The organism is Streptomyces sp. NPDC087845 (assembly GCF_044742755.1).
Lineage (GTDB): Bacteria > Actinomycetota > Actinomycetes > Streptomycetales > Streptomycetaceae > Streptomyces.
On record NZ_JBIUVC010000001.1, the window covers coordinates 884,883 to 910,255 of the forward strand.

Annotated in this window: 22 protein-coding genes and 1 pseudogene; 10 read left to right on the forward strand and 13 right to left on the reverse strand. The window is 71.2% G+C overall.

What is annotated here, in order from left to right:
• Positions 1–40: 40 nt before the first annotated feature.
• Together ACIOMQ_RS04090 and ACIOMQ_RS04095 are read left to right on the forward strand one after the other, a co-directional pair.
• Positions 41–760, forward strand: a complete 720-nt coding sequence (locus ACIOMQ_RS04090) for a GDSL-type esterase/lipase family protein (RefSeq protein ID WP_401753707.1) — start codon at positions 41–43, stop codon at positions 758–760.
• Positions 757–1,404 (forward strand): histidine phosphatase family protein, encoded by a 648-nt coding sequence (locus ACIOMQ_RS04095; RefSeq protein ID WP_362195350.1) that lies wholly within the window; start codon positions 757–759, stop codon positions 1,402–1,404. Before ACIOMQ_RS04090 ends, ACIOMQ_RS04095 begins: the two co-directional genes overlap by 4 nt.
• A 32-nt stretch (positions 1,405–1,436) precedes the next feature.
• Here the strand turns inward: ACIOMQ_RS04095 and ACIOMQ_RS04100 are convergent, their stop codons facing one another.
• From ACIOMQ_RS04100 to ACIOMQ_RS04115, 4 genes are all read right to left on the reverse strand, one after another.
• Positions 1,437–2,063 (reverse strand): helix-turn-helix domain-containing protein, encoded by a 627-nt coding sequence (locus tag ACIOMQ_RS04100; RefSeq protein WP_401263042.1) that lies wholly within the window; start codon positions 2,061–2,063, stop codon positions 1,437–1,439.
• A 60-nt stretch (positions 2,064–2,123) separates the two neighbouring features.
• Positions 2,124–2,762 carry a TetR family transcriptional regulator gene (locus ACIOMQ_RS04105; protein ID WP_362195344.1) on the reverse strand — a complete coding sequence of 213 codons (639 nt, stop codon included), beginning with the start codon at positions 2,760–2,762 and terminating at the stop codon, positions 2,124–2,126.
• A 237-nt stretch (positions 2,763–2,999) separates the two neighbouring features.
• Positions 3,000–3,659 (reverse strand): hypothetical protein, encoded by a 660-nt coding sequence (locus ACIOMQ_RS04110; RefSeq protein WP_362195341.1) that lies wholly within the window; start codon positions 3,657–3,659, stop codon positions 3,000–3,002.
• A 587-nt stretch (positions 3,660–4,246) separates the two neighbouring features.
• Positions 4,247–6,292, reverse strand: coding sequence for a serine/threonine-protein kinase (locus ACIOMQ_RS04115; RefSeq protein WP_362195338.1), 2,046 nt, complete (start codon positions 6,290–6,292; stop codon positions 4,247–4,249).
• 480 nt (positions 6,293–6,772) lie between these two features.
• Here ACIOMQ_RS04115 and ACIOMQ_RS04120 point away from each other — a divergent pair, with 480 nt between their 5' ends.
• Positions 6,773–8,527 (forward strand): NlpC/P60 family protein, encoded by a 1,755-nt coding sequence (locus tag ACIOMQ_RS04120; protein ID WP_402187787.1) that lies wholly within the window; start codon positions 6,773–6,775, stop codon positions 8,525–8,527.
• A 73-nt stretch (positions 8,528–8,600) separates the two neighbouring features.
• Here ACIOMQ_RS04120 and ACIOMQ_RS04125 read toward each other — a convergent pair whose 3' ends face one another.
• From ACIOMQ_RS04125 to ACIOMQ_RS04140, 4 genes are all read right to left on the reverse strand, one after another.
• Positions 8,601–9,464, reverse strand: a complete 864-nt coding sequence (locus tag ACIOMQ_RS04125; protein WP_362195330.1) for an ABC transporter permease — start codon at positions 9,462–9,464, stop codon at positions 8,601–8,603.
• Positions 9,424–10,341 carry an ATP-binding cassette domain-containing protein gene (locus ACIOMQ_RS04130; RefSeq protein WP_362195327.1) on the reverse strand — a complete coding sequence of 306 codons (918 nt, stop codon included), beginning with the start codon at positions 10,339–10,341 and terminating at the stop codon, positions 9,424–9,426. Before ACIOMQ_RS04130 ends, ACIOMQ_RS04125 begins: the two co-directional genes overlap by 41 nt.
• Positions 10,338–10,796, reverse strand: coding sequence for a MarR family transcriptional regulator (locus tag ACIOMQ_RS04135; protein ID WP_362195324.1), 459 nt, complete (start codon positions 10,794–10,796; stop codon positions 10,338–10,340). The genes ACIOMQ_RS04130 and ACIOMQ_RS04135 overlap by 4 nt, the downstream gene beginning before the upstream one ends.
• A gap of 104 nt (positions 10,797–10,900) precedes the next feature.
• On the reverse strand, positions 10,901–11,428 hold the full coding sequence (locus tag ACIOMQ_RS04140; protein ID WP_402187789.1) for a hypothetical protein: 528 nt from the start codon (positions 11,426–11,428) through the stop codon (positions 10,901–10,903).
• Positions 11,429–11,493: 65 nt separating this feature from the next.
• On the opposite strand from ACIOMQ_RS04140, the gene pip reads away from it, so the two are divergent.
• From pip to ACIOMQ_RS04155, 3 genes are all read left to right on the forward strand, one after another.
• The gene (gene pip / locus ACIOMQ_RS04145; protein WP_401263032.1) at positions 11,494–12,471 is read left to right on the forward strand and encodes a prolyl aminopeptidase; all 978 of its coding nucleotides are present in this window, start codon (positions 11,494–11,496) and stop codon (positions 12,469–12,471) included.
• Between the two features lie 195 nt (positions 12,472–12,666).
• Positions 12,667–14,961: a peptidoglycan recognition protein gene (locus tag ACIOMQ_RS04150; RefSeq protein ID WP_402187792.1), complete on the forward strand. Its 2,295-nt coding sequence runs from the start codon at positions 12,667–12,669 to the stop codon at positions 14,959–14,961.
• A 144-nt stretch (positions 14,962–15,105) separates the two neighbouring features.
• Positions 15,106–16,101 carry an aldo/keto reductase gene (locus ACIOMQ_RS04155; protein ID WP_362195311.1) on the forward strand — a complete coding sequence of 332 codons (996 nt, stop codon included), beginning with the start codon at positions 15,106–15,108 and terminating at the stop codon, positions 16,099–16,101.
• Positions 16,102–16,325: 224 nt separating this feature from the next.
• On the opposite strand, the gene ACIOMQ_RS04160 is transcribed toward ACIOMQ_RS04155, so the two are convergent.
• Positions 16,326–16,799: a PadR family transcriptional regulator gene (locus ACIOMQ_RS04160; RefSeq protein ID WP_402187937.1), complete on the reverse strand. Its 474-nt coding sequence runs from the start codon at positions 16,797–16,799 to the stop codon at positions 16,326–16,328.
• A gap of 3 nt (positions 16,800–16,802) precedes the next feature.
• On the opposite strand from ACIOMQ_RS04160, the pseudogene ACIOMQ_RS04165 reads away from it, so the two are divergent.
• Positions 16,803–17,288: pseudogene (locus ACIOMQ_RS04165) on the forward strand (alpha/beta fold hydrolase); the annotation flags it as partial.
• 328 nt (positions 17,289–17,616) lie between these two features.
• On the opposite strand, the gene thpR reads toward ACIOMQ_RS04165, so the two are convergent.
• From thpR to ACIOMQ_RS04180, 3 genes are all read right to left on the reverse strand, one after another.
• The gene (gene thpR / locus ACIOMQ_RS04170) at positions 17,617–18,189 is read right to left on the reverse strand and encodes an RNA 2',3'-cyclic phosphodiesterase (RefSeq protein WP_362195305.1); all 573 of its coding nucleotides are present in this window, start codon (positions 18,187–18,189) and stop codon (positions 17,617–17,619) included.
• 116 nt (positions 18,190–18,305) lie between these two features.
• Entirely contained in the window at positions 18,306–19,640 is a 1,335-nt protein-coding gene (locus ACIOMQ_RS04175) for an MFS transporter (RefSeq protein WP_401985643.1), read from the reverse strand.
• Between the two features lie 96 nt (positions 19,641–19,736).
• Positions 19,737–20,177 (reverse strand): MarR family transcriptional regulator, encoded by a 441-nt coding sequence (locus tag ACIOMQ_RS04180; RefSeq protein WP_362195299.1) that lies wholly within the window; start codon positions 20,175–20,177, stop codon positions 19,737–19,739.
• Positions 20,178–20,322: 145 nt separating this feature from the next.
• Here ACIOMQ_RS04180 and ACIOMQ_RS04185 point away from each other — a divergent pair, with 145 nt between their 5' ends.
• The gene (locus ACIOMQ_RS04185) at positions 20,323–20,538 is read left to right on the forward strand and encodes a ribbon-helix-helix protein, CopG family (protein WP_362195296.1); all 216 of its coding nucleotides are present in this window, start codon (positions 20,323–20,325) and stop codon (positions 20,536–20,538) included.
• Positions 20,539–20,613: 75 nt separating this feature from the next.
• Here ACIOMQ_RS04185 and ACIOMQ_RS04190 read toward each other — a convergent pair whose 3' ends face one another.
• Positions 20,614–22,077, reverse strand: a complete 1,464-nt coding sequence (locus ACIOMQ_RS04190; protein ID WP_362195293.1) for an NCS2 family permease — start codon at positions 22,075–22,077, stop codon at positions 20,614–20,616.
• A 220-nt stretch (positions 22,078–22,297) separates the two neighbouring features.
• On the opposite strand from ACIOMQ_RS04190, the gene ACIOMQ_RS04195 reads away from it, so the two are divergent.
• Both ACIOMQ_RS04195 and ACIOMQ_RS04200 read left to right on the forward strand, forming a co-directional pair.
• Positions 22,298–22,624 carry a DUF2530 domain-containing protein gene (locus ACIOMQ_RS04195; protein WP_362195290.1) on the forward strand — a complete coding sequence of 109 codons (327 nt, stop codon included), beginning with the start codon at positions 22,298–22,300 and terminating at the stop codon, positions 22,622–22,624.
• A 262-nt stretch (positions 22,625–22,886) separates the two neighbouring features.
• A complete protein-coding gene (locus tag ACIOMQ_RS04200) occupies positions 22,887–25,367 on the forward strand; it encodes an HAD-IC family P-type ATPase (protein ID WP_401753713.1) in 2,481 nt (826 codons plus the stop codon).
• Positions 25,368–25,373 lie beyond the last annotated feature (6 nt).

The following is a 25,373-nucleotide window of genomic DNA, read 5'->3' on the forward strand; positions in this document are numbered from 1 at the left end:
CACGTCGCAGGCCGGAGGAGTGATCCGCGATGATGACACCATGCGTTTCATGTTTGTCGGCGATTCCATGACGATCGGCTGCGCCGGCGACTTCACCTGGCGCTACCGGATGTGGCAGCACCTCGCTTCCACCCTCGGCACCCCGTTCGCGATCGTCGGCCCGCGCAGCGAGCTGTACGACACCGGAGTGGACACCCCCCTGTCGTACATGTACGGCGCACCGGACTTCCCCGTCGACGCCCGCGCCCATCTGGCCGGGTGGGGTGAGGGCTGGCTGCACATGGCCCCGGTGATCGCCGGTGCGGTCGCCGAGCACCGCACGGACGTCCTGCTCGTCTCGCTCGGCCTGATAGACCTCGGGTTCTACACGGACAGTGCCCAGACCGCCGGGAACGCGAGGGCGTTCATCACGGCGGCCCGCACCGCGAACCCGCACGTCAAGATGGTGCTCCTGCCCGTGATACCGAACATACGGGCCGAGTCGGACGCCCCGTTCGCCGCCGAGTGCGGCCGCTTCAACGAACTGCTGGCGAAGGCCGTCGCCGACCTCGACGAGCCGACGTCCCCGATCCTGCTGGCCTCCCGCCCGCCGGGATACGACATCCACCGGGACACGTACGACGGGACGCACCCCGGACCCACCGGCGAACACAAGCTGGCGGCCGCGTTCGCCGACGCGATGCACCAGGCGTGGGGCCTGGGCGGCCCCTACGCGCCCCGTCCGCAGCCGACCGAGAGAACCCCAAGGAGACCTACATGACAGGAACAGCCACTCGCTATCTCTATCTCGCCCGGCACGGTGAGGCGCAGGCCCCGGCGGAAGCGGACGCGGACGCGGACGACGCCGTACTGACGGAGAACGGCCGCCGCCAGGCGCACCTGCTGGGCCAGCGGCTCCGGGAGCGCCCCATCTCGGCGATACACCACGGCCCGCTGCCCCGGGCCGCCGAGACCGCGCGGCTGATCGGCGATCAGCTCGGCGACGTCCCCCTGCGGGTCGCGGAGACCGCCGGGGACTACGTCCCCCACTTCCCGGACCGGACCGAACTGCCGCCGGACGGCGCCGACACCTTCCTCCGCTTCCTCGAACCGTGCACGGCCGAAGAGCGCGTGCAGGGACCGGAGTTGGCGCGCCAGGCCCTGGAGGCGTACACGGGCCCGGTGGCGGGCGACGAGGACGTCCACGAACTGGTCGTCACCCACAACTTCCTGGTGGCGTGGCTGGTACGGCACGCCATGGCCGCACCGGAATGGCGCTGGCTCGGGCTGCACTACGGCAACGCGGCACTGACAGTCATCCGCTACAGCCCCGACCGCCCGGCATCGGTCCTGGTCTGCAACGACATGCGGCACCTCTCCGACGAGCTGTGCTGGACGGGTTTCCCGCCGGACCTGCGCTGCTGAGAGCCCGCCCGCCACCCCGGCCCCCCGGCACCTCACCGCGCCGAGGGCCGGGCCCTCACATGCATCCGCTCCCCCTGCTGCCCGAACAGGCTGAGGAATTCGACCGGATCGGGTCCGGCGCTGGCCCACGCGTGCGGCGTACGCGTGTCGAACTCGGCGACCTCACCGGCCGCGAGCACCAGATCGTGCTCGCCCAGCACCAGCCGCAGCCGCCCCGCCAGTACGTACACCCACTCGTACCCCTCGTGCACCCGCTGCTCCAGCGGACCCGTCGCCCCGCGCCCACCGGGCAGGATCTGCTTGTACGCGTGCAGCCCGCCGAGGTGCCGGGTCAGCGGCACGAAGGTCATGCCGTCCCGGGTGAAGGGGCGGAAGTGGATGCGCGGGTCGCCGGTGGCCGGGGCGCCGACGAGTTCGTCCAACTGCGCCCCGTACGCCTTGGCCAGGGGCAGCAGCAGTTCGAGCGTGGGTCTGCGGCCGCCCGATTCCAGGCGCGAGAGGGTGCTGAGGGAGATCCCGGTCGTCTCGCTGAGTTGCGCCAGAGTCGTGCCGCGTTCCTGACGCAGGGCGCGCAACCGCGGCCCGACGCCCGTCAGGACGGTCGAGATCTCGTCGTCTGTACGCGCCCCGGGCTCTCCGTGCTCTCCGTCTTCGTCCATCTCGCCATTATTCGCCGTCCCCCGTCCCCGTCCCCGTTGCCGTCCCGGCAACGGGGCGTGTCAGGACGGCAGGATCATGGCCAGCGAGAGCCGGGTGAGCTCGTCGGTCAGCCACTCGGCGTCGACCTGCCGGGGCCGTCGGCCGTGGTGGGCCATCAGTTCGTCCACCGAGTGGTTCAGCACCGCGACGGTCACGGCGTGGTCGCTCGCCACCGCCTCGCCCCGCCGCACGGCACGCTCGGCCTCGGAGGTCAGGAACTCGATCCACATCGCCCGCCAGGTCGCGAGGTGGTTGTCCACCTCGTGGCTCACCCCCAGCGCCTCGACGAACGCCACCCTGGCCGCGCACCGGTCCTCGGTGACGGCCTTCACGTAGGCGTCGAAGAGCAGCCGGACCCGTTCCGATGTGGGGCAGTCCTCCATCCCCTCGGCCATCAGAGCGTTCTCGGCGGCGCGCAGCCCCTGGGTCGCCACCTCGTCGTAGATCGCCATCAGGAGCACCTCCCGCGAGACGAACTCCTGTTGGAAGACGTGGACGGGCACCTTCGCGTGCTCGCACAGGTCCTCGACGCTCGTGCGCGCGTACCCGTACACGGCGAACAACTGGCATCCGGCGCGCAGGAGTCGGTCTCGCGCGTCCGGCCCCTCCACGGCCTGCCCGGCCGCCCCGTTCCGCTGGTTCGCCACGACACCCACCATCGGTCCTCCTTAGTCGTCCGTACCGCCGTCCCCCACTCTCCACGCTCAGCCCCGCCGGTGGGGTGTCCGCCACGCACTCGACCACGCGTAGGGAGGCACCTTGGTCAAGTCCGAATGCGCATCGAACCGTTGCTGCTACGGTGTGACTTTCTCGGCCCCCGGCCGGTGTGCGCGCACAAGCGGAAGCACCGGACGGCCGGTGACGCCGGGGCGTCACCGGCCGTGGGGCCGCTCCTGTCAGGCCTTGGTGGTGCAGATCGTGTTGTACGGCCTGCCCGGACTCGGGAACAGGTCCAGCGGGTGGTCGGTCCCGGACGGGCATTCCTCGGCCGTCTTCGTCAGGTCGAGCACCTTGCTCACCCCGCTGCCCCCACTGCCGCAGGCGACTTCCTTGGCCTGGTCGTCCACGCAGTCGCCCTTCACCAGCTGGCCGCCGCCCGCGCCCGCGTCACCGGGGTGGTCGCCGGTGAGGTTGCGGCCGCAGATGGTCTTGCTGGGGATGCCCGCGCTCGCGTCGCTGTTGCCGATGGCGACCTTCACCGAGATGATCGCGTCCGTCCCGGCCGGGCACTGGATGGAGTCGGAGAACATGGCACCGTCCTCGATCACCAGAGCCTTGATCGTCGCCTTGGAGTCGTCGCAGTCCATGGCCTGGTAGCCGTCCTTCGACTCGCTGTGGTCGGGCCCGGCGCAGTCACCGACCTTCCAGTCCTTGGCCTCGTGGCTCCCCCCGTCGGACGACTGGCTGCAGGCGGTGGCGGCGCCCAGGACGAGTGCGAGCGCGAGCACCGCCTTCGAGCAGTCCAGGAGAGCCGTACGAGAACCGCGCCGCGTCGAGGAAACGGTGCTGCCGCTTCGGCTGCCGCCCCGGAATCGCGTGCTGCCGTTGACGCTCAATGCTGCTCCTCGGGTAGGTGACTGGGATGTGGCCCGCATGGTGGCGCGCGCGTGAGGACGACAGGAACGAGCGCCGCGGTTCCCGGGACGAACCGACCGGTCCACGAAGGACCGGCGCGGGAGTTTAGCGGTGAACTCCCGCCGCCCGTAAGCGACTTGGTACTTACTTCAGCGCAGCCGGGGCAGCGCCGTGAACGCGACGTCCGCGGCGTGGGCGACGACCTCCAGCTCGCTGCCGAGTGCCCATTCGGCAACCCGTGAGACCGCGGAGCTCCCTGACGCGGGGCGGCGCCGCGGGGAGGGGAGCGGTGGGCGGCGGGGGCTCGGGAAGTTTCCGTACCAGGCGGTGGCGCAGGAATCCGACCGCTGATCGCACGCCGTCCGGGGGCAGTTCGCTGGTCAGCGCCCGGCGGAGATCCGCGGTCGTGATGCCGCGCCGAATCCACTCCGCGGCGAGCCCGGCGAGCCCCCGGGCCTCGCGGGTAGCACCCCCCGGGGGCCGCCCTGCGCATCGTGATACCACAGAGCGTGATGACGCGATCACCGTGCCGCACGTCGCGAGAGCGCGTCCCGCACATGTCTCACGATCACCCTGATCCCGGGCATTCGGTCAGGTCCGGCCTGTTGGGTGCGCCCGCCTTGTCCATCAGGGCGTAGAGGTGCTTCTTGTAGAGCTCCTCCCACTGCCCGTCCGCCATGATCCTGCCCAGCGCGGAACACACTTCGGTCTTCAGTTCCTTTTCCTCGGGCTTCATGGCCACCCCGTAGCCCTCCGCTCCCGGACCGCTCGGGAGCCGCTTCAGTCGCTTCGGGTCGTTCTTGACGAATCCGGCGACGATGACGTCGTCCGTGCTCACCGCATATACATCCGATGCCGGACTCAGCACGCGCCTCACGCACTCCTCGTAGCTGTTCGGCAGCGTTTTCGTCATGGTGAATTTCGCCTCGGCGAGCCAGTCCACGTACGTCGACCCCCTGGCGGTACACACCTCCAGGTTGTCCCGCATCAGGTCACTGGAGTCCTCGACCCTGTGCAGCTTCGTCTTCGTGCTCACCAGAAAGCTCCGGTTGGCCACGTAGTACGGGCCCGCGAAGGCGACGCTGTACTCGGGCAGCTGCGCGTGCTTCCTCTTGTCCGTGATGCTGTACGTGGCAATGACCAGGTCCACCGCACCGCTCTGCAGGAGGCTGCTCCGGTTCTCGGTGCTCACGGGCTTGAACTCGACATCGTCGCGGCCGTAGCCCAAGTCTTTCGCGATGGCGTAGGCCATATCGATCTCATAGCCCCGGTACGGCTTGTTCGCCGGCTTCTCGCCCAGTCCGGGCTGATCGTCCTTGACACCGACCTTCAGGGTCTCGTGCGTCGCTCTGTACTTCTGTACCCCGGCGCCACCTCCCGGTCCGGCGTTCGCGTGCGTGCCCGTCTCACCGCCCCGCTGGAACCGGTCCACGGCGTACCAGCCGACACCCGCCAGCAGGGCGGCGCACAGCACCGCGGCCAAGATCCTCTGCCTGCCTCCGCCTCGCGCCTCCGGTGCCGGGGCGGCGGCCGACGGCGGCGCAGAGGGCGGCGCCGACGGCGACGCAGGTACCGGCGCAGGCACCGCCGCAGACACCGGCGCCGGTGGTACGGAATGCGGAGGCGCTACGACTACGGGGTCCGGCGGGCGGACCGGGCCGGAGCTCCGCGACGGCTGGGCCTCCGGAGCCTCGGACTCCTGGAGGACCGCCCGGAGCATCTCCTCCGCGTCCGCAGCCCCCAGGCGCTCCCCGGGATCCTTGCGCAGCAGCTCTTCCACCACCGGGACCAGCGGCCCGGCGTACCTCATGCGCGGCAGGGGCGACTCGCACACGGAGATCAGGAACTCCACCGGGGACAGCCCGTCGAACGGGGTCCTGCCCTCGACCATCTCGTACAGCGTGATGCCCAGCGCCCACAGGTCGGACGCGGGCGTCGCGACACGCGGCTGGGCCGCCAGGCGGTCGAACAGCTCGGGCGCCAGATACTTCATCGTCCCGACCAGCTCCCCGGACCGGGTGACCGGCACGGCGCCGTCGAAGGTCGCGATCCCGAAGTCCGTCAGGATCGCGAACTCGTCCGGCCGGAAGAGGACGTTGTGCGGCTTCACGTCCCGGTGGACGACCCCCGCTTCATGCACCGCCCGCAGCCCGCGCAGTACCTGAAGACCGATCCTGGCCGTCCGCCGCACCGTGAGCTGCTGCTCCGCACGCAGCAGATCGGCCAGCGAATGGGCGTTGAGCAGCTCCATCACGATCCAGACCTGGCTGTCGGTCTCGACCCTGTCGTGCACCGCCACCACGTTCTGGTGCTTGATCCTCGCGATGGCCTCCGCCTCGCGCCGCGCCCGCTTCATCAGCTGCGCCTGCGTGCCGGCTCCCACGGCGCCCCGGTCGAGCAGGCCCTTCACGGCGACCTTCCGGTTGAGGCGCGTGTCCAGGGCTTCCCAGACCTCGCCCATCCCGCCGTGTCCGAGCCGGTGCAGGAGCTGGTAGCGGTGGTCGATCATCTCGTACGGCGCGGTCACCGTCTCCGGCATCGGCTGAGGCTGCTCCGCGCCGTCCCGCCCGCCGCCGCCGCCCGTACCGCGGTCCGCCGTGCCGTCGCTGTGCATGCGATCCCCTGTCCGCTTCATGGATCAACCGCGCCCAGACTAAGGGCTGTCCCGTAGTCCCTGGCGGGCGTGCGACGACAGCTACGGCACCTCGCCGCGTTGCCGGAACGCCCGAATACCTCCAGCATTCGGGCGTCCCTCCGCCGTGCGATGCACCGCATCCGACTCCGCACGCCGATCCACCAGGGCTACGGGACAACCCTTGGGGGCAGCGCCATATCCACACCGGGCAGGCGCACTTGGTACCGCGCCATGGCCGGCCCCCTTACCCTTCCCGGGCCACCACCTCCAGAACCGGTTCATGCGGCAGGCCACCGTCCGCGATCCCGGTCCGCGCGACCGGCCCTGCCCGGGAGTCGGTGAACTGCATTACCTCGTACGCGACTTGCTCGCCGAACTCGCCGCCCGGCCGACTTCCTGCCGTACGCGGCGCAGCAGGCCGGGGGAACAGCGGGCGCGGCACACGCGATCATGTGCCACATGATCAACACATCCCGGCGCAGTCTGCTGACTGCCCTCGCCGCCTCCGCCGCCTCCGTTCCGCTCACCGGCCTGGCCACCGCTCCGGCGCGCGCCGCCGGCTCGGCCGTGTCCGTGCAGCCCTTCGCGGCGCCGGCCGGTCCGGCCTCGGCCTGCTTCTCCGTGACGATGCCCCCGCTGGACGCCTCCTACTTCACCTCCGTGACACTGAGCACCCCGCTCACCCCCGCCGTGCTGCCGGGTACCCCGGCCCGTACCGAGGTCACCTCCGGCGGCAGACGCGTCGCGCTGCTGACCCACGGCGCGCGGACCGTCGTACTGCCGGGTCCGCAGCGTACGTTCAGCGAGAACAAGCGGCCCTTCGCGGACGACTTCCGGCGCACGCTGCCGGACGTGTCGCTGCCGACCGCGGAGCGGCAGTACTGGGGCACTTCCCCGGGCGGCGGCAGCTGGTCCACGCTCGGGCCCGCCGGCACCGACTACTCGGTGGTGCCGGGTACCGGCGTCATCGCCCTGACCACCGAGAACGCCAGCCGTCACGCCAGCCTGCGCGACGACGAGATCACCGACGTCGATGTGCGCTCCGTGGCCGGGTTCGACAAGGTGCCCACCGGTCAGGCGTGCTCGTACGCGCTGTCCTTCGGCTATCAGGACACCCACAACAACTACCGGGCCCGGCTGTCCTTCCTCACCACGGGCGCGGTCGAACTGCGCGTCGAGAAGGAGGTCGCCGACACGGTCACCCAGCTGACGTCGGCCCTGACACTCGCCACGGGCGTGCCCGCGGGCACCGAATGGACGATCCGGGTGCGCCGTGAGGGCCCCCGCATCCAGGTCAAGGCGTGGCGTTCGACATCGGCGGAACCCTCCGCGTGGGCCGTCGACGTCAGTGACTCCACCTTCACCAAGGGCCGGGTGGGCCTGCGGGCACTGGCCAACACCGGCTGCACCAACCTGCCGGTCAAGCTCTCCGTCAGCCGCTTCCAGGTGGATGCCGCGAACTGGAACGTCCCGCCGAGCGTCACTCACGGCGACTGGGTGCGTGTGCTGCCCCGGCCCTTCGACGGCACGTGGACCGACGAGGTGGAGCGGAGCATACGCGGCTGGGCCGGTTCCACGGCTCCGGACGTGCTCGCGTACGCCGCGATGTTCCTCGGCGGGGCGCCCGCGGTGACGGCCGGGGCGGGACCGGCCCAGGGCAAGCAGGTGCTGGGCGAGGCCGGGTACGGGTACCTGAATCCTCAGGGCTACCGCTACGAGGGCGCCGACTTCCACGAGTACATGGGCATCGGCTGGACCTTCGACGACGGTGCCTACACCGGGCCGTCCAGCAAGCAGGTCGGCAATCTCGACTGCTCCGGCTACACGCGCATGGTGTACGGCTACCACATGGGCGTGCCGCTGGCCGCGGGCGAGGACACCTCCGGGCTGCGAATTCCCCGCAAGTCCCGGGACATGGCCGACTACTCGCCCGGTGTGCGCGTCGACCGGACCAACGGCACCAATCCGCCCGCCGCGACGCAGCTGCAACCCGGCGACCTGGTGCTGTTCAACGCCGACTCCGGCGACGACAGCACGACGGCCACCGTCGACCACGTCGGCATCTACCTGGGCGAGGACGCCGCCGGCAAGCGGCGCTTCCTCTCCAGCCGCAAGACCGTCAACGGGCCCACCATGGCCGACCTCGGCGGTGCCTCCCTGCTGGACGGCACGGGCACCTACGCCAGGACTCTGCACACGGTCCACCGCCTCTGACACCACGCCATAGGGGCCGGTTCCGGCGGTGCTGCGCGCCCACTCGGGCGCGTACCCGCCGGAACGGCGGTGCTCAGCGGGCGAGGCGCCCCAGCAGGGAACCGGCGGCGACGATGCCGACCAGTGCCGCGACAGCGAGGACCGCGAAGTCCAGGGGCAGGTGGGCGTGGGTGCCGATGAGGAGGCCGCGCAGGGCGTCGACCTGGTAGCTCAGCGGGTTCACCCTGCTGATGACCTGGAGCCAGCCGGGCATCAGGGCGACCGGGTAGAGCGCGTTGGAGGCGAAGAAGAGCGGCATCGTGATGGCCTGGCCGATGCCCATCAGCCGGTCGCGGGTGAGGACGATCCCGGCGATCGTCATCGACAGGCAGGAGAAGAACGCCGAGGCGAGCACGACCACCACCACGACGCCGAGCAGCCGCAGCGGGTTCCACGTCATGCCCACGCCCAGCAGGGCGGCGATCAGTATCACGACCGCGGCCTGGATCAGCGCCTTCACCCCGGCGGCGAAGGCCTTGCCCGTCACCAGGGCGGTGCGGGGCGTGGGGGTGACCATGAGTTTGGTGAGGACGCCGGAGTCCCGCTCCCAGATGATCATGATGCCGTAGAAGATCGCGATGAACATGGCGGACTGGGCGATGATGCCGGGCGCGAGGAAGTCGAGGTACGGGACGCCCCCGGTGGGGATGGCGTGGATGCGGGAGAAGGTCTCGCCGAAGATCAGGAGCCAGAGGGCGGGCTGGATGGCGCGGGTGTAGATCTCGGTGCGGTCGTGGAGCAGCTTCTGGAGTTCGACCGTGCACATCGCGGCCACTCTCGCCGGTACGACGCGCCAGCCGGTGCGGGGCGGCGGCGGCGACAGCAGCAGCGCGAAGCGCCGGTCGGGCGGGCCGGACTCAGCCGAGACGGGATGCGGTGCGACGGGTACGGCGGACATCTCGGAACGCTCCCTTCCCTTCGTCGGAACCGGAGCCGGAACCGAAACCGGAACCGGAGCCGGGGTCGTTCAGTCCGCGTCCGGAGTGGTGGCGGAAGACGTCCTCCAGGGAGGGCGGCGGCAGGCCCGTTTCGCCCGACTCCCGGCGGTGGGCGACGAGTTCGTCCTTCAGTTCGGCGGGGGTGCCGAGCGCGCGGAGCCTGCCGAGGTGCATCAGCGCGAGCCGGTCGCAGCGCTGGTCCGCCTCGTCCATGGAGTGCGTCGTGACCAGCACGGTCATGCCGGTGCCGGTCCGTATCTCGTTGATGCGGTCCCAGACGCTGTCCCGCGCGATCGGGTCGAGGCCGATGGTCGGCTCGTCCAGGATCATCAGCCGGGGCGCGCTGACCAGGGCCTGCGCGAGTTCGAGGCGGCGGACCATGCCGCCGGAGTACGTGGCGGCGAGCCGGTGCGCGACCTCACCGAGCCCGACCGCGTCCAGCGCCTGGGAGACCCGCGCGGCACGCTGGCGACGCGGCACGTCGAAGACGCGGGCGAAGAGCTGGACGTTCTCCCGGCCGGTCAGGCTCGCGTCGGCCGACAACTGCTGCGGTACGTAGCCGAGCAGGCGCCGTACCGCCATCTTCTGCCGGGCCGCGTCGTGGCCGAACACCTCGATGACGCCGGGCGCCACGGGCAGGAGTGTGGTGATCGCGCGCATGGTGGTGGTCTTGCCCGCGCCGTTGGGCCCCAGGAGACCGAACACCTCCCCCGGGCCGACCAGCAGGTCCAGGCCGTCGACGGCCTTCGCGTCGCCGAAGCTGTAGCTCAGGCCGGTGCAGTTGAGGGCGGGGGCCTCCGGCGCCTGCGGGCCCTCGGGGGGTGTCGGCGTGGTCACGGGGTCGTCTCCTCCCCTTCTCGCAGTGACTCGGCGAGTCTGCGCAGTGACGGGAGCGCGGCGGTCAGCGCGTCCCGCTCGGCCGCATCGAGTCTCGCCACGTGTTCACGGAAGAGCGCGTCGCGCCGCGCACCCCACTCGCGCATCCTCCCGATGCCTGCGGCGGTCGGGTACAGCAGCGCGGCGCGCCCGTCACCGGGGTCCGTGTCCCGCCGCAACAGCCCTTCCGCGACGAGGCGGTTGACCAGGGTGCTGACCGAGTTGGCCGCGAGGCAGAGGTCGTGCGCGGCGGCCGAGACCCGGATGCCGGGCTCGGCGGCGACGAGCCGGAGCAGTTCGGCGTGCGCGCCCCGCAGCCGCGGGCCGCTCAGGCCGCTCCACAGCCTTCGCCGGGCGAGCCGCTGGATACGGGGCAGAAGTCCGGCGAGCTCATCGGACAGATCAGCCGCCGCCATCTGTCCATTTTAGCTCTGTTTGCGAGGTATTGCGCATACGGAATGCCCGGCAGGCGCAAGGAGCAGGGGCAGGCGCAAGGGGCAGGGGATCAGCGCCTCGCCCGCTACGGGGAGGGAGCAGGGCCGAGGGGGCCGGAGCGGTCCGCGAACCGCTCCCCGCACCGGCTGCAGAACACCGGCTCCGGGTCCTGCGAGAGCCGGCCGCACGCGGGGCAGACCCGGTCCGGCATGCAGGGCGCCTCGCCGCCCTCGTGCGCCGCCGGGGACACCGCGGCCGAGGACCTGACGGACAGGCCGGGGCGGCGGCGGTGGACGGTCACGTACGCCAGCCCCTCCGGTCCCGCCGCGAGAGCGCGGCGGGAGGTGCGGGGCAGCCAGAGGACGGTGGTCGGGGTCAGCCGCAGCTCGTCGCCCCCGACGGCCACCCGGCCGCTGCCCGCGACGACGACGAGGAGGACGTCCAGGACGTCCTCCTGATGCTCACCGACCTCCGCACCCGGCGGGAGACGCACCAGATTGGCGTCCAACTCCCGCCCCTGCTCGGCAAGTTGCCACAGCGCGCCGCGATCACTGGGGGCGGCGGCGGTCAGCAGCTCGTCGAGTACGGCCAGTATCCGGGGTACGGAATTCACAGCGCCCAGGCTACGCCCGCCCTAGGCTGGCTCCTTTGCCCGCCGAACCGAGGGAGCTCCGCGCCATGGACCGCAGACCCGACGAGAAGTACCCGCCGGCCGAACCGTACGAGCACGGCATGCTCGATGTCGGCGAAGGCAACCTCGTGTACTGGGAGGTGTGCGGCAACCCGGAGGGCAGACCCGCACTCGTCGTGCACGGCGGCCCCGGCTCGGGATGCACGGAGCAGCCCCGGCAGTACTTCGACCCGGACCGCTACCGCGTCGTCCTCTTCGACCAGCGGGGCTGCGGCCGCTCCACCCCGCACGCGAGCGACCCGGCCGCCGACCTGCGGTACAACACGACCGACCGGCTGATCGCCGACATGGAGCGGCTGCGCCGCCACCTCGGGATCGACAAGTGGCTCCTGTACGGCGGTTCCTGGGGCTCGACGCTGATCCTCGCGTACGCCGAGCAGTACCCGGAACGGGTCTCCGAGATCGTCATCGCGGCCGTCACGACGACCCGGCGCTCCGAGATCGACTGGCTGTACCGGGGCGCCGGGCAGATCTTCCCCGAGGCGTGGGAGCTGTTCCGGGCCGGTGTGCCGGAGGCCGGGAGCGACGCGACGGCGGACGTCCTCACCGCGTACGCCCGGCGGATGGAGAGCCCCGACGCCGGGGTGCGGGAGAAGGCGACGGCCGACTGGTGCGCCTGGGAGGACGCGGTGCTCTCCCAGGAGGCGTACACCGGACCGCCGCCGTACAGCGGGCGCCCCGGCCGGGCCCGGCAGGCGCTGGTGCGGATCTGCTCGCACTACTTCTCCCACGGCGCCTGGCTGGAGGAGGGGCAGCTGATCCGGGACGCGGGGCGGCTGGCCGGGATCCCGGGCGTGCTGGTGCACGGGCGGTTCGACCTGGGCGGGCCGCTGATCACCGCGTGGGAACTGGCGAAGGCGTGGCCGGACGCGGAACTGACCGTGATCGACGGAGCGGGGCATCTGGGCGGTCCGGCGACGAGCCGGGCGGTGCTGGCCGCCCTGGACCGGTTTGCCCGGCGGTGAACGGAAGCGGAATTCACCCCGCGCCCGGGCGGCACGCACAGGGGGGAGGGCCGAGTCGCCGCCGCGGCATGGCAAGCTGAGCCTCCACTGCGTGCGCGGTAGCAGTCGTACCCCCCACTGGTCCCTGACATGACCAGCTGTCACCGACCGCAGCACCTGAGAACCATCAGTCCCGCACGACCCTTGGGGTACGACGTGAGAGCGAAGAAGAGAATCTGGGTCACGGCCGCCGTGGCCACCTCCGCCGTGGCGGGCGTCCTGGTCTTCGAGGGGGTGACGGGCAACCCCTCGGTGCCCGCCGACGCCAAGTCCGGCCCGGCCAGGGCCGATGTGCGCGCGACCGCGCTGAAGGTCGCCGGCGACGGCACGTCCGCCTCCCTCGGCAAGCGGGACACCGCGCCGTTCAGCATGCTGGGCGTCACCTGGACCGACCCCGGGGCCAAGGTCACCGGAGCCGTGGAGGTGCGGACCCGGTCCGCCGCCGACGGGAGCTGGACGTCCTGGCTGCCGCTCGAAACCGATGTCGACGGCCGTACGGAGACCGGCCGGGCCGGCGTACGCGGAAGCACCGAGCCGCGCTGGGTGGGTCCGTCCAACGGTGTCGAGGTACGGATCAACGCGGGCGGCAGGATCTCCGCCAAGCTGCCCGCGGGGCTGCGGCTGGACACCGTGGACCCGGGCCGGAGCGGCACCCTGGACGCGGACCCGGCCGCGTTCGCCGCCGACATCCCCGCGGCCGATGCCGCGACCGGCCCCTCTGCGGACCCGGCGGACCCGGCGGACCCGGCCGCGCCCGAGGCACCCGCGCCGAGCGACAGCGCGGACCCGTCCGCCGACGCCACGCCGTCCGCCCCGGTGCCGCCGTCCCCGTCCGGTCCGGCCCCGGCGGAGCCCACTCCCCCGGTGGACCAGAGCCCCTCGCCGTCCGCGAGTACGCCCCCGGCCGGGACCCTGCCGCCCGCGCCGCCGTCGACCGTGCCGGAGCCCCCCATCACCTCGCGTGCGGGCTGGGGCGCCGACGAGTCGATGAGCCCGGAGGCGCCGGAGTACCTGAACACCGTCAAGGCCGTCTTCGTCCACCACACCGCGGGGACCAACAACTACTCGTGCGCCGACTCCGCGGCGGTCGTGCGCAGCGTGTACGCGTACCACGTCCGGAGCGAGCAGTGGAAGGACATCGGCTACAACTTCCTGGTCGACAAGTGCGGGACGATCTTCGAAGGCCGCAAGGGCGGGGTGGACCGGCCGGTCTTCGGCGCGCACACCTACGGCTTCAACCGGGACACGGCCGGCATCGCGGTCATCGGCACGTACACGGACGCGGCCGCCCCCGGCGCGGTGACCACCTCGGTGGCCCGGATCGCGGCATGGAAGCTCGGCCAGTACAAAGGTGACCCGGCGGGCACCACCCAGCTCACCGCGGGCGCCACGGGGGGCAACTACTCCGGTACGAAGTTCACCGCCGGTGCGAAGTACTCCTTCAAGCAGATCTCCGGGCACCGCGACGGCTTCAACACCCAGTGCCCCGGCACCAAGCTGTACGGGCAGCTGCCCGCGATCCGCAGCCTCGCCGCCGGCCCCGTCACCGGACTGGCCGTCACGTCGGTGACCGGAGCCGGGCTCTCGGGCACGACGTACTACACCAAGTCCGCGGTCACCGTCGGCTGGTCGGCGGCCACCCCGAGCGCGTTCGTCTCCACGTACGAACTGCTGGTCGACGGCAAGGCCGTCGCGACCACCGCGGGCACCGCCACCTCCGCCAAGGCCACCCTCGCCGCCGGCTCCCACCGGGTCCAGGTCCGCGCCACCCACCAGTCGGGCAAGGTCACCACCTCCGCCGCGGCCACGGTCGTCGCCGACCTGACGGCGCCCGCCTTCACCACCAGGCCGAACCTGGCCCTGCGCACCGGCACGGTGAACACCACGGCCGTCCCGGTCACCTTGAAGTGGAAGGCCGCCGACGCCGCCTCGCTCAAGGAGGTCAGGCTCACCGCCCCGGTCGCCAGGACCTACGGCCCGACGACCACCAGCGCCTCGCACACCGCGAAGCCGGGTGCGGCGACCGGTTGGGCCATGACCGCGTACGACCGGGCCGGCAACACCGCCGCCGCCTCGGTCTCCGGCACGCCGGTCATCCTGCAGGAGAGCTCGGCGGCGAAGACCGGCACCTGGGCGACGAAGTCCTCGACCAGCTACCTCGGCGGCACGTCATACTCCAGCTCGTCCAAGGGCGCGAGCCTGAGCTGGACGTTCACCGGCCGCTCGGTCGCCCTGGTGGCCTCGCGGGCCTCCACCTCCGGCCAGGTGTACGTCTATGTCGACGGGGTCAAGGTCTCCACGGTGGACCTGAAGTCCGCCACCGCCAAGTACCGCGACGCGCTGTGGACGCAGAGCTGGACCGGCAGCGCCAAGCACACCGTCAAGATCGTCGTCGTGGCCACGTCCGGCCGCCCGGCGGTCACCACCGACGGCATCGTGTACCTGAAGTAGCCGTCCGCACCGGGCCGTTCGGGCCGGCCGTTCGCCCGACGCCCCGCCCCCGGCACTCCCGCCGGGGGCAGGGTTCGTTCCGGGCCGCGCCCGAAGCCGCTCGCTCTTGCTTCGAGCGGACTCGAAGGCGTTGGCTTGGTGCCCATGGAGTACACGCAGCTCGGACGCACCGGACTCAAGGTCAGCCGCCTCGTCCTCGGCACCATGAACTTCGGCCCGCAGACCAATGAGGTCGACAGCCACGCCATCATGGACGCGGCGCTGGACACCGGCCTGAATTTCTTCGACACCGCGAACGTCTACGGCTGGGGCGAGAACAAGGGCCGTACCGAGGAGATCATCGGCACCTGGTTCGCCCAGGGCGGCGAACGGCGCGACAAGGTGGTCCTGGCCACCAAGATGTACGGGAACATGGCCGCCGACGGCGAGGCCTGGCCCAACCACGACAAGCTCTCCGCCGTGAACATCCGGCGCTCGGTCGAGGCGTCGCTGAAGCGGCTCCAGACCGACTACATCGACCTCTACCAGTTCCACCACGTCGACCGGAGCACCCCCTTCGAGGAGATCTGGCAGGCGATCGACGTCCTGGTCCAGCAGGGCAAGATCCTCTACGCGGGTTCGTCGAACTTCGCCGGTTACAAGATCGCCCAGGCCAATGAACTGGCCGCCCGGCGCGGCTCGCTGGGCCTGGTCAGCGAGCAGTGCATCTACAACCTGATGGAGCGCCGCGCCGAGATGGAGGTCATCCCGGCCGCGCAGGAGTACGGCCTCGGCGTCATCCCGTGGTCCCCGCTGCACGGCGGCCTGCTGGGCGGTGTGCTGAAGAAGGAGCGCGAGGGGACGGCGGGGCGTTCGGCCTCCGGCCGCAGCGCGGACGCGCTGAAGAACTCGGCACAGCGCGAGAAGATCCAGGCGTACGAGGACCTGCTCGACAAGCACGGCCTGGAGCCGGGCGAGGTCGGCCTGGCGTGGCTGCTCACGCGGCCGGGGGTGACGGGGCCGATCGTCGGACCGCGCAACCAGGAGCAGCTGGACTCGGCGCTGCGGGCGCTGGAGCTGGACCTCTCCGCGGAGTTGCTGGCGTCGCTCGACGAGATCTTCCCGGGTCCGGGGCCGTCGCCGGAGGCGTTCGCCTGGTGAGGGCGGTCTGACCCCTCTTCACGGACCGCCGCGTACCGGCCGGAGCCGAGCGGATCCCGCATCGGGTCCGCCCCCTCCTCACGGGCCGCCGTCGCCCCGTCGTCCCCCCGCACCTCGGGGGCGCGGGTGACGGCGGCCCGTTCCGTACCCGCCTCGGCGCGGAACCTCAGCGCGGAGCTCCTCAGCGCGGAGCTCCTCAGCGCGGGGCCTCAGCACGGAGCTCCTCAGCGCGGGGCTTCGAGTTCCTTCAGCGTCTCCCCGAGCCAGCTCAGCTCCGTCTCACTCGTCGCGCGGGCGATCCGCAGCAGCCCCCGCCGGAACGGGTCCTCGAACGCCTCGGCGCCGAGCGGCCGCTCGCCCTCGTAGAAGAAGCTGCTCGGCTCCTCCAGGAACGCGAGCCGGCGCCGCAGCACCTCCGCCTGCTCGGCCGGGGCCGCCAGGTGGCGGAGGAAGGCGAGGACGGTGAACCAGCGGTTCTCGTCACTGATGTCCACGTCGTCGGCCTCCCGCAGCCGGCGCCGCAGCACCTCACGGCCCTGCTCGGTCAGGGTCAGGGTGTGGCGGGGGGCGGCCCTGCTGCCCGGCTCGGTCCGCCGCTCCAGCCATCCGGCGCGCTCCAGGCGCTTGATCGCCGTGTAGAGCGTGCCGTCCGCGATGGGGCGGACGTGCCCGGTCAGGTGGGCGACGCGGCGCTTCAGCTCCTAGCCGCGCACAGCATGGGCGGCGCGGTGGCCGTCGTACTCGCGGCCCGCCACCCCGGGCTGGTGGCGCGGCTGGTGCTGGTCGACGCCAATCTGGACCCGGTCGCCCCCGGTCCGGCGCGGCCGGGCAGCAGCGGCATCGCCGCGTACACGGAGGAGGAGTTCCTGGCCGGCGGCCGGGAGGAAGTGCACGACCGGGTGGGACCCCACTGGTGGTCGGCCATGCGCCTCGCGGGCCCCGAGGCACTGCACCGCAGCGCCGTGCAGCTCGCCCGGGGAACGACACCGACGATGCGCGAGCTCCTGCTGGACCTGGAGATTCCGCGTACGTATCTGCGGCCCCTGGACAACGGACCGCTGCCCGGCGAGGACGCGCTCGTCGAGGGCGGGGTGCGGGCCGTGGCGGTCCCGGAGTGCGGGCACAACATCATGCTGGACAACCCGGAGGCGTTCGCCAGGGAAACGGCACTGGCCGTCGCCGCCTGACGGGAGGGGTGCACGGCCGGACGGGTCGGGCGCGACGAGCGCGACGGGCGCGACGAGCGCGACGAGCGCAGGCTCGCGCTCATGGCTCGCGCTCATGGGTCGGTTCGTACCGCCAGGTGCCGGTCCCGTCGCCGGACGGCGCGGGGCGGCCGGGGCCACCGGACGGGGAGCGGAGGGCGCAGCGGCCGCCCGCGGCACGGCCGCCGGCGCCGGCCGTCACTGACCGACGGCGGCTGCCACGGCGACGACGACGAACATCAGCACGAGCGCGGCCGCCATGATGCGGTTTCTGGTCTTCGGATCCACCCTTCGAGCGTAACCGCCGGTCTCAGTGGCCCAGCGACCAGGATCCGATCACCTCGTACCGCGGCTGCTCCCCCACCACCCCGGAAACGGGCAGGTTGCTGCGTACGAGGGCGACCTCGCCGACCTCCCACGGGGTGCCCTCGAAGTCTTCGAGGGCCGCGACGTAGGGGCGCAGGTCGGTCTCGGTGCGGCCGCGGGCCAGGGTGAGGTGCGCGCTGTAGCGGCGGTGCTGGTCCATCGGGACACCGGAGCGGCGGGCGGCGGCGTCCGCGCGTTCGGCGAGGAGCCGCAAGGTGTCGAGTGCGCCCCCGGCCCCCACCCACAGCGCCCGCCCGCCGAACCGGCCGCCACCGCGGAGGCGCAGCGGGAAGGGCTCGGTGCGGCGGGCCGCCCGTGCGAGGCGCGCACGCAGCTCGGGCAGCAGTTCCTCGTCCACGGAGCCGAGGAACGCGAGCGTGAAGTGCCGGCCGGACGTACCGGTCCAGCGCAGATTCCCGGCACCGGGCAGCGCGTGCAGCGGGGCGACGGCACGGCCCAGTTCCTGGAGGACGGGGTCGGGCGGCAGAACGGCGACAAAGAGTCTGAGGCTGCTCATGGGCCGAGTGTCGCACCGTAACGGCGTGTCCCCCCGCGACTGACACCCCCTCGCACACGGCACGGCCCCGACCGGTGTCCACCGCTCGGGGCCGTGCCGTGTGCCGCGGGTGGCCCTCAGGCCGCCGTGGCCAGCTCCTCGCGCGGGACGAACCGCACGTGCGGGCGGCCCGGTCGGAGGTCGACCCGGAGGCGGAGGCCGCCGACACGGGCCAGCATGAGGCCGACACCGACCGCGGCGACCAGCGAGAACGCTCCGCCGACCGCCATGCCCGTACGGACCCCGTAGGCGTCGCTGATCCAGCCGACGATCGGGGCGCCCACCGGCGTACCGCCGGCGAAGACCATCATGTACAGGCTCATGACCCGGCCGCGCATCGCCGGGTCGGCGGCCATCTGGACGCTCGTGTTCGCGCTGATGTTGGTCGTCAGGCCGATCATGCCGATGGGGACCAGCAGGATCGCGAAGAGCCAGACGGACGGCGACAGGGACGCGATGATCTCCAGCAGACCGAACGCCGTGCCCGCGGCCACCAGCATCCGCAGCCGCGAGGAACGGCGGCGGGCGGCGAGCAGGGCGCCCGCGAGGGAACCGGCCGCCATGAGGATGTTGAAGAACGAGTACATCCCGGCGCCGCCGTGGAAGATCTCGTCCGCGAAGGCCGTGAGCCAGATCGGGAAGTTGAAACCGAACGTGCCGACGAAGCCGACCAGGACGATCGGCCAGATCAGCTCGGGGCGGCCGGAGACGTAGCGCAGTCCCTCCCGCAGCTGCCCCTTGGCGCGCGGCACGACGGTCGCCTTGTGCAGCTCGCTCGTACGCATCAGCGTCAGGCCGACGAGCGGGGCCGCGAAGGACAGGCCGTTGAACATGAACGCCCAGCCGCTGCCGACCGTGGTGATCAGGACACCGGCGACCGCGGGGCCGATGAGGCGGGCGGACTGGAAGTTCGCCGAGTTGAGGCTGACCGCGTTCCGCAGCTGGGCGGGACCGACCATCTCCGAGACGAACGACTGGCGGGCCGGGTTGTCGACGACCGTCACCATGCCGAGCAGGAACGCGATGAGGTAGACGTGCCACACCTGGACGACACCGGAGAGCGTGAGCACCGCGAGGGCGATCCCGCACAGGCCGAGCGCCGCCTGGCTGACGAGGAGAAGCTTCCGCTTCGGGAGACGGTCGGCGATGACGCCGCCGTACAGGCCGAAGAGAAGCATCGGCAGGAACTGGAGGGCCGTGGTGATGCCGACGGCGGTGGCGGATCCGGTGAGGCTCAGGACGAGCCAGTCCTGCGTGATGCGGGACATCCAGGTACCGGTGTTGGAGATCACGGCGCCCGTGGCGAACAGGCGGTAGTTGCGGATCTTCAGCGACGAGAAGGTCCCGCCGGGCTTGCTCTCGTGGGTGGAAGTCGGTGCGGGGGCGGAGTCTGCTCCGGATCCCGTACTCAAAAGGGTTCGCCTCCTCGGGCGGATGGATTGCGCTGACTGACGGGGATGCGGCGGGGCGGGCGGTGCGCCGGCTGTGTCCCGGCGCGGCCGGCCCCGCTACAGGTGGGCGAGCTTCTCCAGCACGGGCGCCGCCTTGCGCAGCGTCTCCCACTCGTCCTCGTCCAGGCCCTCGGCGAGGGTGGCCAGCCAGGCGTTCCGCTTCGAGCGGCTCTCTTCGAGCATGGCTTCCGCCCGCTCGGTCTGGCTGACCATCTTCTGACGACGGTCATCGGGGTGCGGTTCCAGTCTGACCAGCCCCTTCGCCTCCAGCAGCGCGACGATGCGAGTCATCGACGGAGGCTGCACATGCTCCTTGCGGGCCAGCTCACCGGGCGTGGCCGAGCCGCAGCGGGCGAGCGTGCCGAGCACCGACATCTCGGTGGGGCTCAGCGACTCGTCGACGCGCTGGTGCTTGAGGCGTCGGCCGAGCAGCATCACGGCTGAGCGGAGGGAGCTCACGGCGGCCGCACTGTCGCCGTCGTGGATCAGGTCAGGCATGTTTATTAGCGTAACTCATTACCTACCCTAAAGACCATTCGTGTTACACGCGCGCGACGCAGATTGCCCAATCGATCACCCGAACGAGTGAGTCAGATCCGGAAAGTGACGCGAACCGGCTTCCTGGGCCGTAACCCTGCTTGCCATGGGATCGACTGTGCTCAGCCTGCGGATAGACGGTGAGCTGCTCGACCGGCTCCGGCAGCATGCCGCCAAACGCGGAATGAGCGTCCAGGACTATGTCGTCCGGACGCTCATTCGCGATGACTTCGACGAGCGCTTCAAGGCGGCCGTCGACGAGACGGAGAAGTTCTACGGTTCGGAGGGGGCCGCAGGGGTCGGGGCGGAAGAGGTCACCTGAGACCCCGGGCGGCAACAGCGGTCGCCCGAGACCTCGGGCCGGAAGCGGTCACGCGGGACCTCCGGGCGGCAGCGGTCACGTGAGGCCGAGGGCCGGCATCGCGTAGTAGAAGACGAAGACCGCCGACACCGCGTACATCGCCACCGGCACCTCGCGCCAGCGCCCGGCCGCGACCCGCAGCACCGAGAAGGCGATGAAGCCCATGCCGATGCCGTTGGTGATCGAGTACGTGAACGGCATCATCACCATGGCCAGGAAGGCCGGGATGGAGAGCGTGTAGTCGCTCCAGTCGATGTCCCGCACCGAACCCGAGATGATCAGGAAGCCGACCGCCAGCAGCGCCGGGGTGGCCGCCTGCGACGGGACCATGGTCGCCAGCGGGGTGAGGAACAGCGCCACCGTGAACAGCAGACCCGTCACGACGCTCGCCAGGCCGGTACGGGCGCCCTCGCCGACACCTGCCGTGGACTCCACGAAGCAGGTCGAGGCGGAGGAGGAGCTCGCGCCGCCCGCGGCGACCGCGATGCCGTCGACGAACAGCACCTTGTTGATGCCGGGGAAGTTGCCGTCCTTGTCCGTCAGCTTCGCCTCGTCGCCGACACCGAGGATGGTGCCCATCGCGTCGAAGAAGCAGGACAGCAGCACGGTGAAGACGAACAGGATGCCGGTGAGGACGCCGACCTTGTGGAAGCCGCCGAACAGGCTGACCTGACCGACCAGTCCGAAGTCCGGGGTGGCCACCGGGTTGCCCGGCCACTGCGGGACGGTCAGCCCCCACGCCTCGGCCGGCAGATCGGCGATCGCGTTGATGATCAGCGCGACGACCGTCATCGAGACGATGGAGATCAGGATCGCGCCCGGCACCTTGCGGACGATCAGCGCGAGCGTGAGCAACGTACCGAGGATGAAGATCAGGACGGGCCAGCCGAGCAGGTGACCGCCGTCGAGGACGCCGCCGAGCTTGAGCGGGACGGTGGTCTGCGCCTTGTCCACGTAGCGCGAGACGAAGCCCGAGTCGACCAGGCCGATCAGCAGGATGAAGAGGCCGATACCGATCGCGATGCCCTTGCGCAGCGACTTCGGCACGGCGCTCATCACGCGTTCCCGCAGCCCGGTCGCGACCAGCAGCATCACCACGATGCCCGCGAGGACGACCATGCCCATCGCGTCCGGCCAGGTCATCCTGGGGGCGAGCTGGAGCGCGACGACGGTGTTGACGCCGAGACCGGCGGCCAGCGCGATCGGCACATTGCCGATGACGCCCATGAGCAGGGTGGTGAACGCGGCGGTCAGCACGGTGGCGGTGACCAGTTGGCCACCGTCGAGGTGGTGACCGTACATGTCCTTGCCGCTACCGAGGATGATCGGGTTCAGCACGATGATGTACGCCATCGCGAAGAACGTGGCGAATCCGCCGCGGATTTCGCGCGCAACCGACGACCCCCGCTCGGAGATCTTGAAGAAGCGGTCCAGGCCGTTCTGCGGCTGAGGGGCCGGGGACTGGACGGAATCGACCGGAGCGGTGGCCGAGGGGGACATGTATGACCTCAGTCGTACGTAGAGGGGGTTAAAAGTGGTCAGCTTTGGACTTTCAGACGAATAATTCGAGACAGTCGTAAGCAGATTCAGTATGAATACATAAGACGAAGATCGCTATCTCCGCGCGTAGACCCATGGGCCGCCCGGCCGGGCAGCCTTTATGTATGCCGTCTTTACGGGCTCCGGGAGGGGGTCGCAGGGGGCCCCATACACTGAGGTCATGGCGAAGTGGACACCGAAGCACGAGGCACCCGAGCCCCTGGAGGGGCCCGTCGTCGCCACCATCACGGGCGGCACGATCCTCTGGTTCGTCCTCTTCCTGGTCCAGCTCCCGTTCTACGGCTGGTTCGACGACCACGGGTACGCGTGGTGGGTGTGGACCTGCCTGGCCGGTGCGGGGCTCGGCCTGATCGGCATCTGGTACGTACGGGGACGGGACGCGGCGATCAAGCGCGCGGCTGCGGCCGCCGCCGAGGAGGAGTCGGCCGGAACCCCCGTGCCCAACACCGGGACGGACGACAAGGGCTCTTCGGGCACCCCCGCGTAACGCGTTCCGGCCACCGGGGGCGTCCCACGCCCCCGGCATCGCCCCGGCTGCCCCGGGGCGCCCGCCACCCCCGGCATCGTCCCGGCCGCCCCGGCGTCCACCGCCCCCGGCGTCGTCCCCGCTGCCCCGGGCCGTCCACCGCCCCGGCCTCAGGGTCTCCGTCCACCCGCAGGACCATTACCCCCCGTTCCCCCTCCTCCCCCGGTCTGATCTTCGGACCCCCGATGGGTGATTCGGACGATCCACCCGTACCGTCGGAACCATGACGCAGCGGGCACCCCATGACTACGGCGAGCAGACCCCCGAGGCCGCCGCCTCCGCCGACCGCCCCGGGCCGGGCATGATCGACGCCGGGTCCGAGCTCGACCCGGTCCATCCGGTGAAGCTGCCGGCCCCGCCCGTGAACACCCGTGGGCTGACCGCGGCCGAGGTGGCCGAGCGGATCGCCCGGGGCGAGGTCAACGACGTACCCGTCCGCTCGTCCCGCTCCCTCCGCGAGATCGTCCACGCCAACGTCTTCACCCGGTTCAACCTGATCATCGGCGTGCTCTGGCTGATCATGCTGTTCGTCGCGCCGATCCAGGACAGCCTCTTCGGCTTCGTGATCATCGCCAACACCGGCATCGGCATCGTCCAGGAGTGGCGCGCCAAGAAGACCCTGGACAGCCTCGCGGTCATCGGCGAGGCCAAACCCACGGTGCGGCGCGACGGGGTGTCGGCCGAGATCTCCACCTCCGAGATCGTCCTCGGGGACCTCGTCGAGCTGGGCCCCGGCGACAAGGTCGTCGTGGACGGCACGGTCGCCGAGGCCGACAGCCTGGAGATCGACGAGTCGCTGCTCACCGGCGAGGCCGACCCGGTGCTGAAGCATCCCGGCGACCCCGTGATGTCCGGCAGCTTCGTCGTCGCGGGCGGCGGCTCGTTCGCCGCCACCAAGGTCGGCCGCGAAGCCTACGCCGCGCAGCTCGCCGAGGAGGCGTCCCGCTTCACCCTCGTCCAGTCCGAGCTGCGCACCGGCATCTCCACCATCCTCAAGTACGTCACCTGGATGATGGTGCCGACCGCGATCGGCCTGATCATCAGCCAGTTCGTCGTCAAGGACAACAACGTCAAGGAGTCGATCGCCCGGACCGTCGGCGGCATCGTGCCGATGATCCCGGAAGGACTGGTGCTGCTCACCTCGGTCGCCTTCGCGATCGGGGTCGTACGGCTCGGCCGCAAGCAGTGCCTGGTCCAGGAGCTCCCCGCCATCGAGGGCCTGGCCCGCGTCGACGTCGTCTGCCTGGACAAGACCGGCACCCTCACCGAGGGCGGCATGGACGTCACCGAGGTGCGGACGCTCGGCGGCGCGGACGACACGTACGTACAGCGCGTGCTGGGTGCCCTCGGCGCCTCCGACCCACGGCCCAACGCGAGCCTGCAGGCCATCGTCGACGCCTACCCGGACGGCGAGGAGTGGCGGTGCACGCAGGCGCTGCCCTTCTCCTCGGCCCGCAAGTACAGCGGCGCCGCGTTCGACGAGGGCGGCGGCCGGCAGTCGGCATGGCTGCTCGGCGCCCCCGACGTACTGCTCCCCGAGCGGGACCCGGCGCTCACCGAGATCGAGCAGCTCAACGAGCAGGGGCTTCGGGTGCTGCTGCTGGCCCGCGCACAGGGCGGGCTCGAAGGACCGGACATCGCCACCGGGGCCGTACCCAGCGCGCTGGTCGTCCTGGAACAGCGGCTGCGGCCCGACGCCGGGGAGACGCTGGCCTACTTCGCCGACCAGAGGGTGACCGCGAAGGTCATCTCCGGCGACAACGCGGTCTCCGTCGGCGCGGTCGCCGGAAAGCTCGGCATGCCCGGCGCAGGGAACACCCTGGACGCCCGCCGGCTGCCCACCGACCCGGACGACATGGCCACGGCCATGGAGGAGAACGCGGTCTTCGGCCGGGTCACCCCGCAGCAGAAGCGGGACATGGTCGGCGCGCTCCAGTCCCGCGGCCACACCGTCGCGATGACCGGCGACGGCGTCAACGACGTACTGGCGCTGAAGGACGCCGACATCGGCGTCGCCATGGGGTCGGGCTCCGAGGCGACCCGGGCCGTCGCCCAGATCGTGCTGCTCGACAACAGCTTCGCGACGCTGCCGTCCGTCGTCGCCGAGGGCCGCCGGGTGATCGGCAACATCACCCGGGTCGCCACGCTGTTCCTGACCAAGACCGTCTACTCAGTGCTGCTGGCGGTCCTGGTGGTCTGCTTCCAGGTCGACTACCCGTTCCTGCCGCGCCACCTGACCCTGCTGTCGACGCTGACGATCGGCATCCCGGCGTTCTTCCTGGCCCTCGCGCCCAACAAGGAACGGGCCCATCCGCACTTCGTGCGCCGCGTCATGCGGTACGCGATCCCCTCGGGCACCATCGCGGCCGTCGCCACCTTCGTGACGTACCTGATCGCCCGGAGCCACTACTCCGGTGCGGGCGCGCTGGACGCGGAGACCAGCGCGGCCACGCTCACGCTGTTCCTGGTCTCGATGTGGGTCCTGGCGATCATCGCCCGCCCGTACACCTGGTGGCGGATCTGCCTGGTGGTGGCGATGGGGCTGGCGTTCCTGATCGTGCTGGTGGTGCCGTGGCTGCAGAACTTCTTCGCGCTCAAGCTGGTGGGAGCGGTGATGCCGTGGACCGCGGTGGCGATCGCGGTGGTGGCGGCGGTCGGCCTGGAGTTCGCCTGGCGGCTGGTCAGCCGCCGCTTCCCGGTCTAGCCCCCC

Coding starts and splice junctions, on each gene's coding strand:
- ACIOMQ_RS04090 (WP_401753707.1), top strand. CDS start 41: ATGCGTTTCATGTTTGTCGGCGATTCCATGACGATCGGCTGCGCCGGC.
- ACIOMQ_RS04095 (WP_362195350.1), top strand. CDS start 757: ATGACAGGAACAGCCACTCGCTATCTCTATCTCGCCCGGCACGGTGAG.
- ACIOMQ_RS04100 (WP_401263042.1), bottom strand. CDS start 2,063: ATGGACGAAGACGGAGAGCACGGAGAGCCCGGGGCGCGTACAGACGAC.
- ACIOMQ_RS04105 (WP_362195344.1), bottom strand. CDS start 2,762: ATGGTGGGTGTCGTGGCGAACCAGCGGAACGGGGCGGCCGGGCAGGCC.
- ACIOMQ_RS04115 (WP_362195338.1), bottom strand. CDS start 6,292: ATGCACAGCGACGGCACGGCGGACCGCGGTACGGGCGGCGGCGGCGGG.
- ACIOMQ_RS04120 (WP_402187787.1), top strand. CDS start 6,773: ATGATCAACACATCCCGGCGCAGTCTGCTGACTGCCCTCGCCGCCTCC.
- ACIOMQ_RS04125 (WP_362195330.1), bottom strand. CDS start 9,464: ATGTCCGCCGTACCCGTCGCACCGCATCCCGTCTCGGCTGAGTCCGGC.
- ACIOMQ_RS04135 (WP_362195324.1), bottom strand. CDS start 10,796: ATGGCGGCGGCTGATCTGTCCGATGAGCTCGCCGGACTTCTGCCCCGT.
- pip (WP_401263032.1), top strand. CDS start 11,494: ATGGACCGCAGACCCGACGAGAAGTACCCGCCGGCCGAACCGTACGAG.
- ACIOMQ_RS04155 (WP_362195311.1), top strand. CDS start 15,106: ATGGAGTACACGCAGCTCGGACGCACCGGACTCAAGGTCAGCCGCCTC.
- thpR (WP_362195305.1), bottom strand. CDS start 18,189: ATGAGCAGCCTCAGACTCTTTGTCGCCGTTCTGCCGCCCGACCCCGTC.
- ACIOMQ_RS04180 (WP_362195299.1), bottom strand. CDS start 20,177: ATGCCTGACCTGATCCACGACGGCGACAGTGCGGCCGCCGTGAGCTCC.
- ACIOMQ_RS04185 (WP_362195296.1), top strand. CDS start 20,323: ATGGGATCGACTGTGCTCAGCCTGCGGATAGACGGTGAGCTGCTCGAC.
- ACIOMQ_RS04190 (WP_362195293.1), bottom strand. CDS start 22,077: ATGTCCCCCTCGGCCACCGCTCCGGTCGATTCCGTCCAGTCCCCGGCC.
- ACIOMQ_RS04195 (WP_362195290.1), top strand. CDS start 22,298: ATGGCGAAGTGGACACCGAAGCACGAGGCACCCGAGCCCCTGGAGGGG.
- ACIOMQ_RS04200 (WP_401753713.1), top strand. CDS start 22,887: ATGACGCAGCGGGCACCCCATGACTACGGCGAGCAGACCCCCGAGGCC.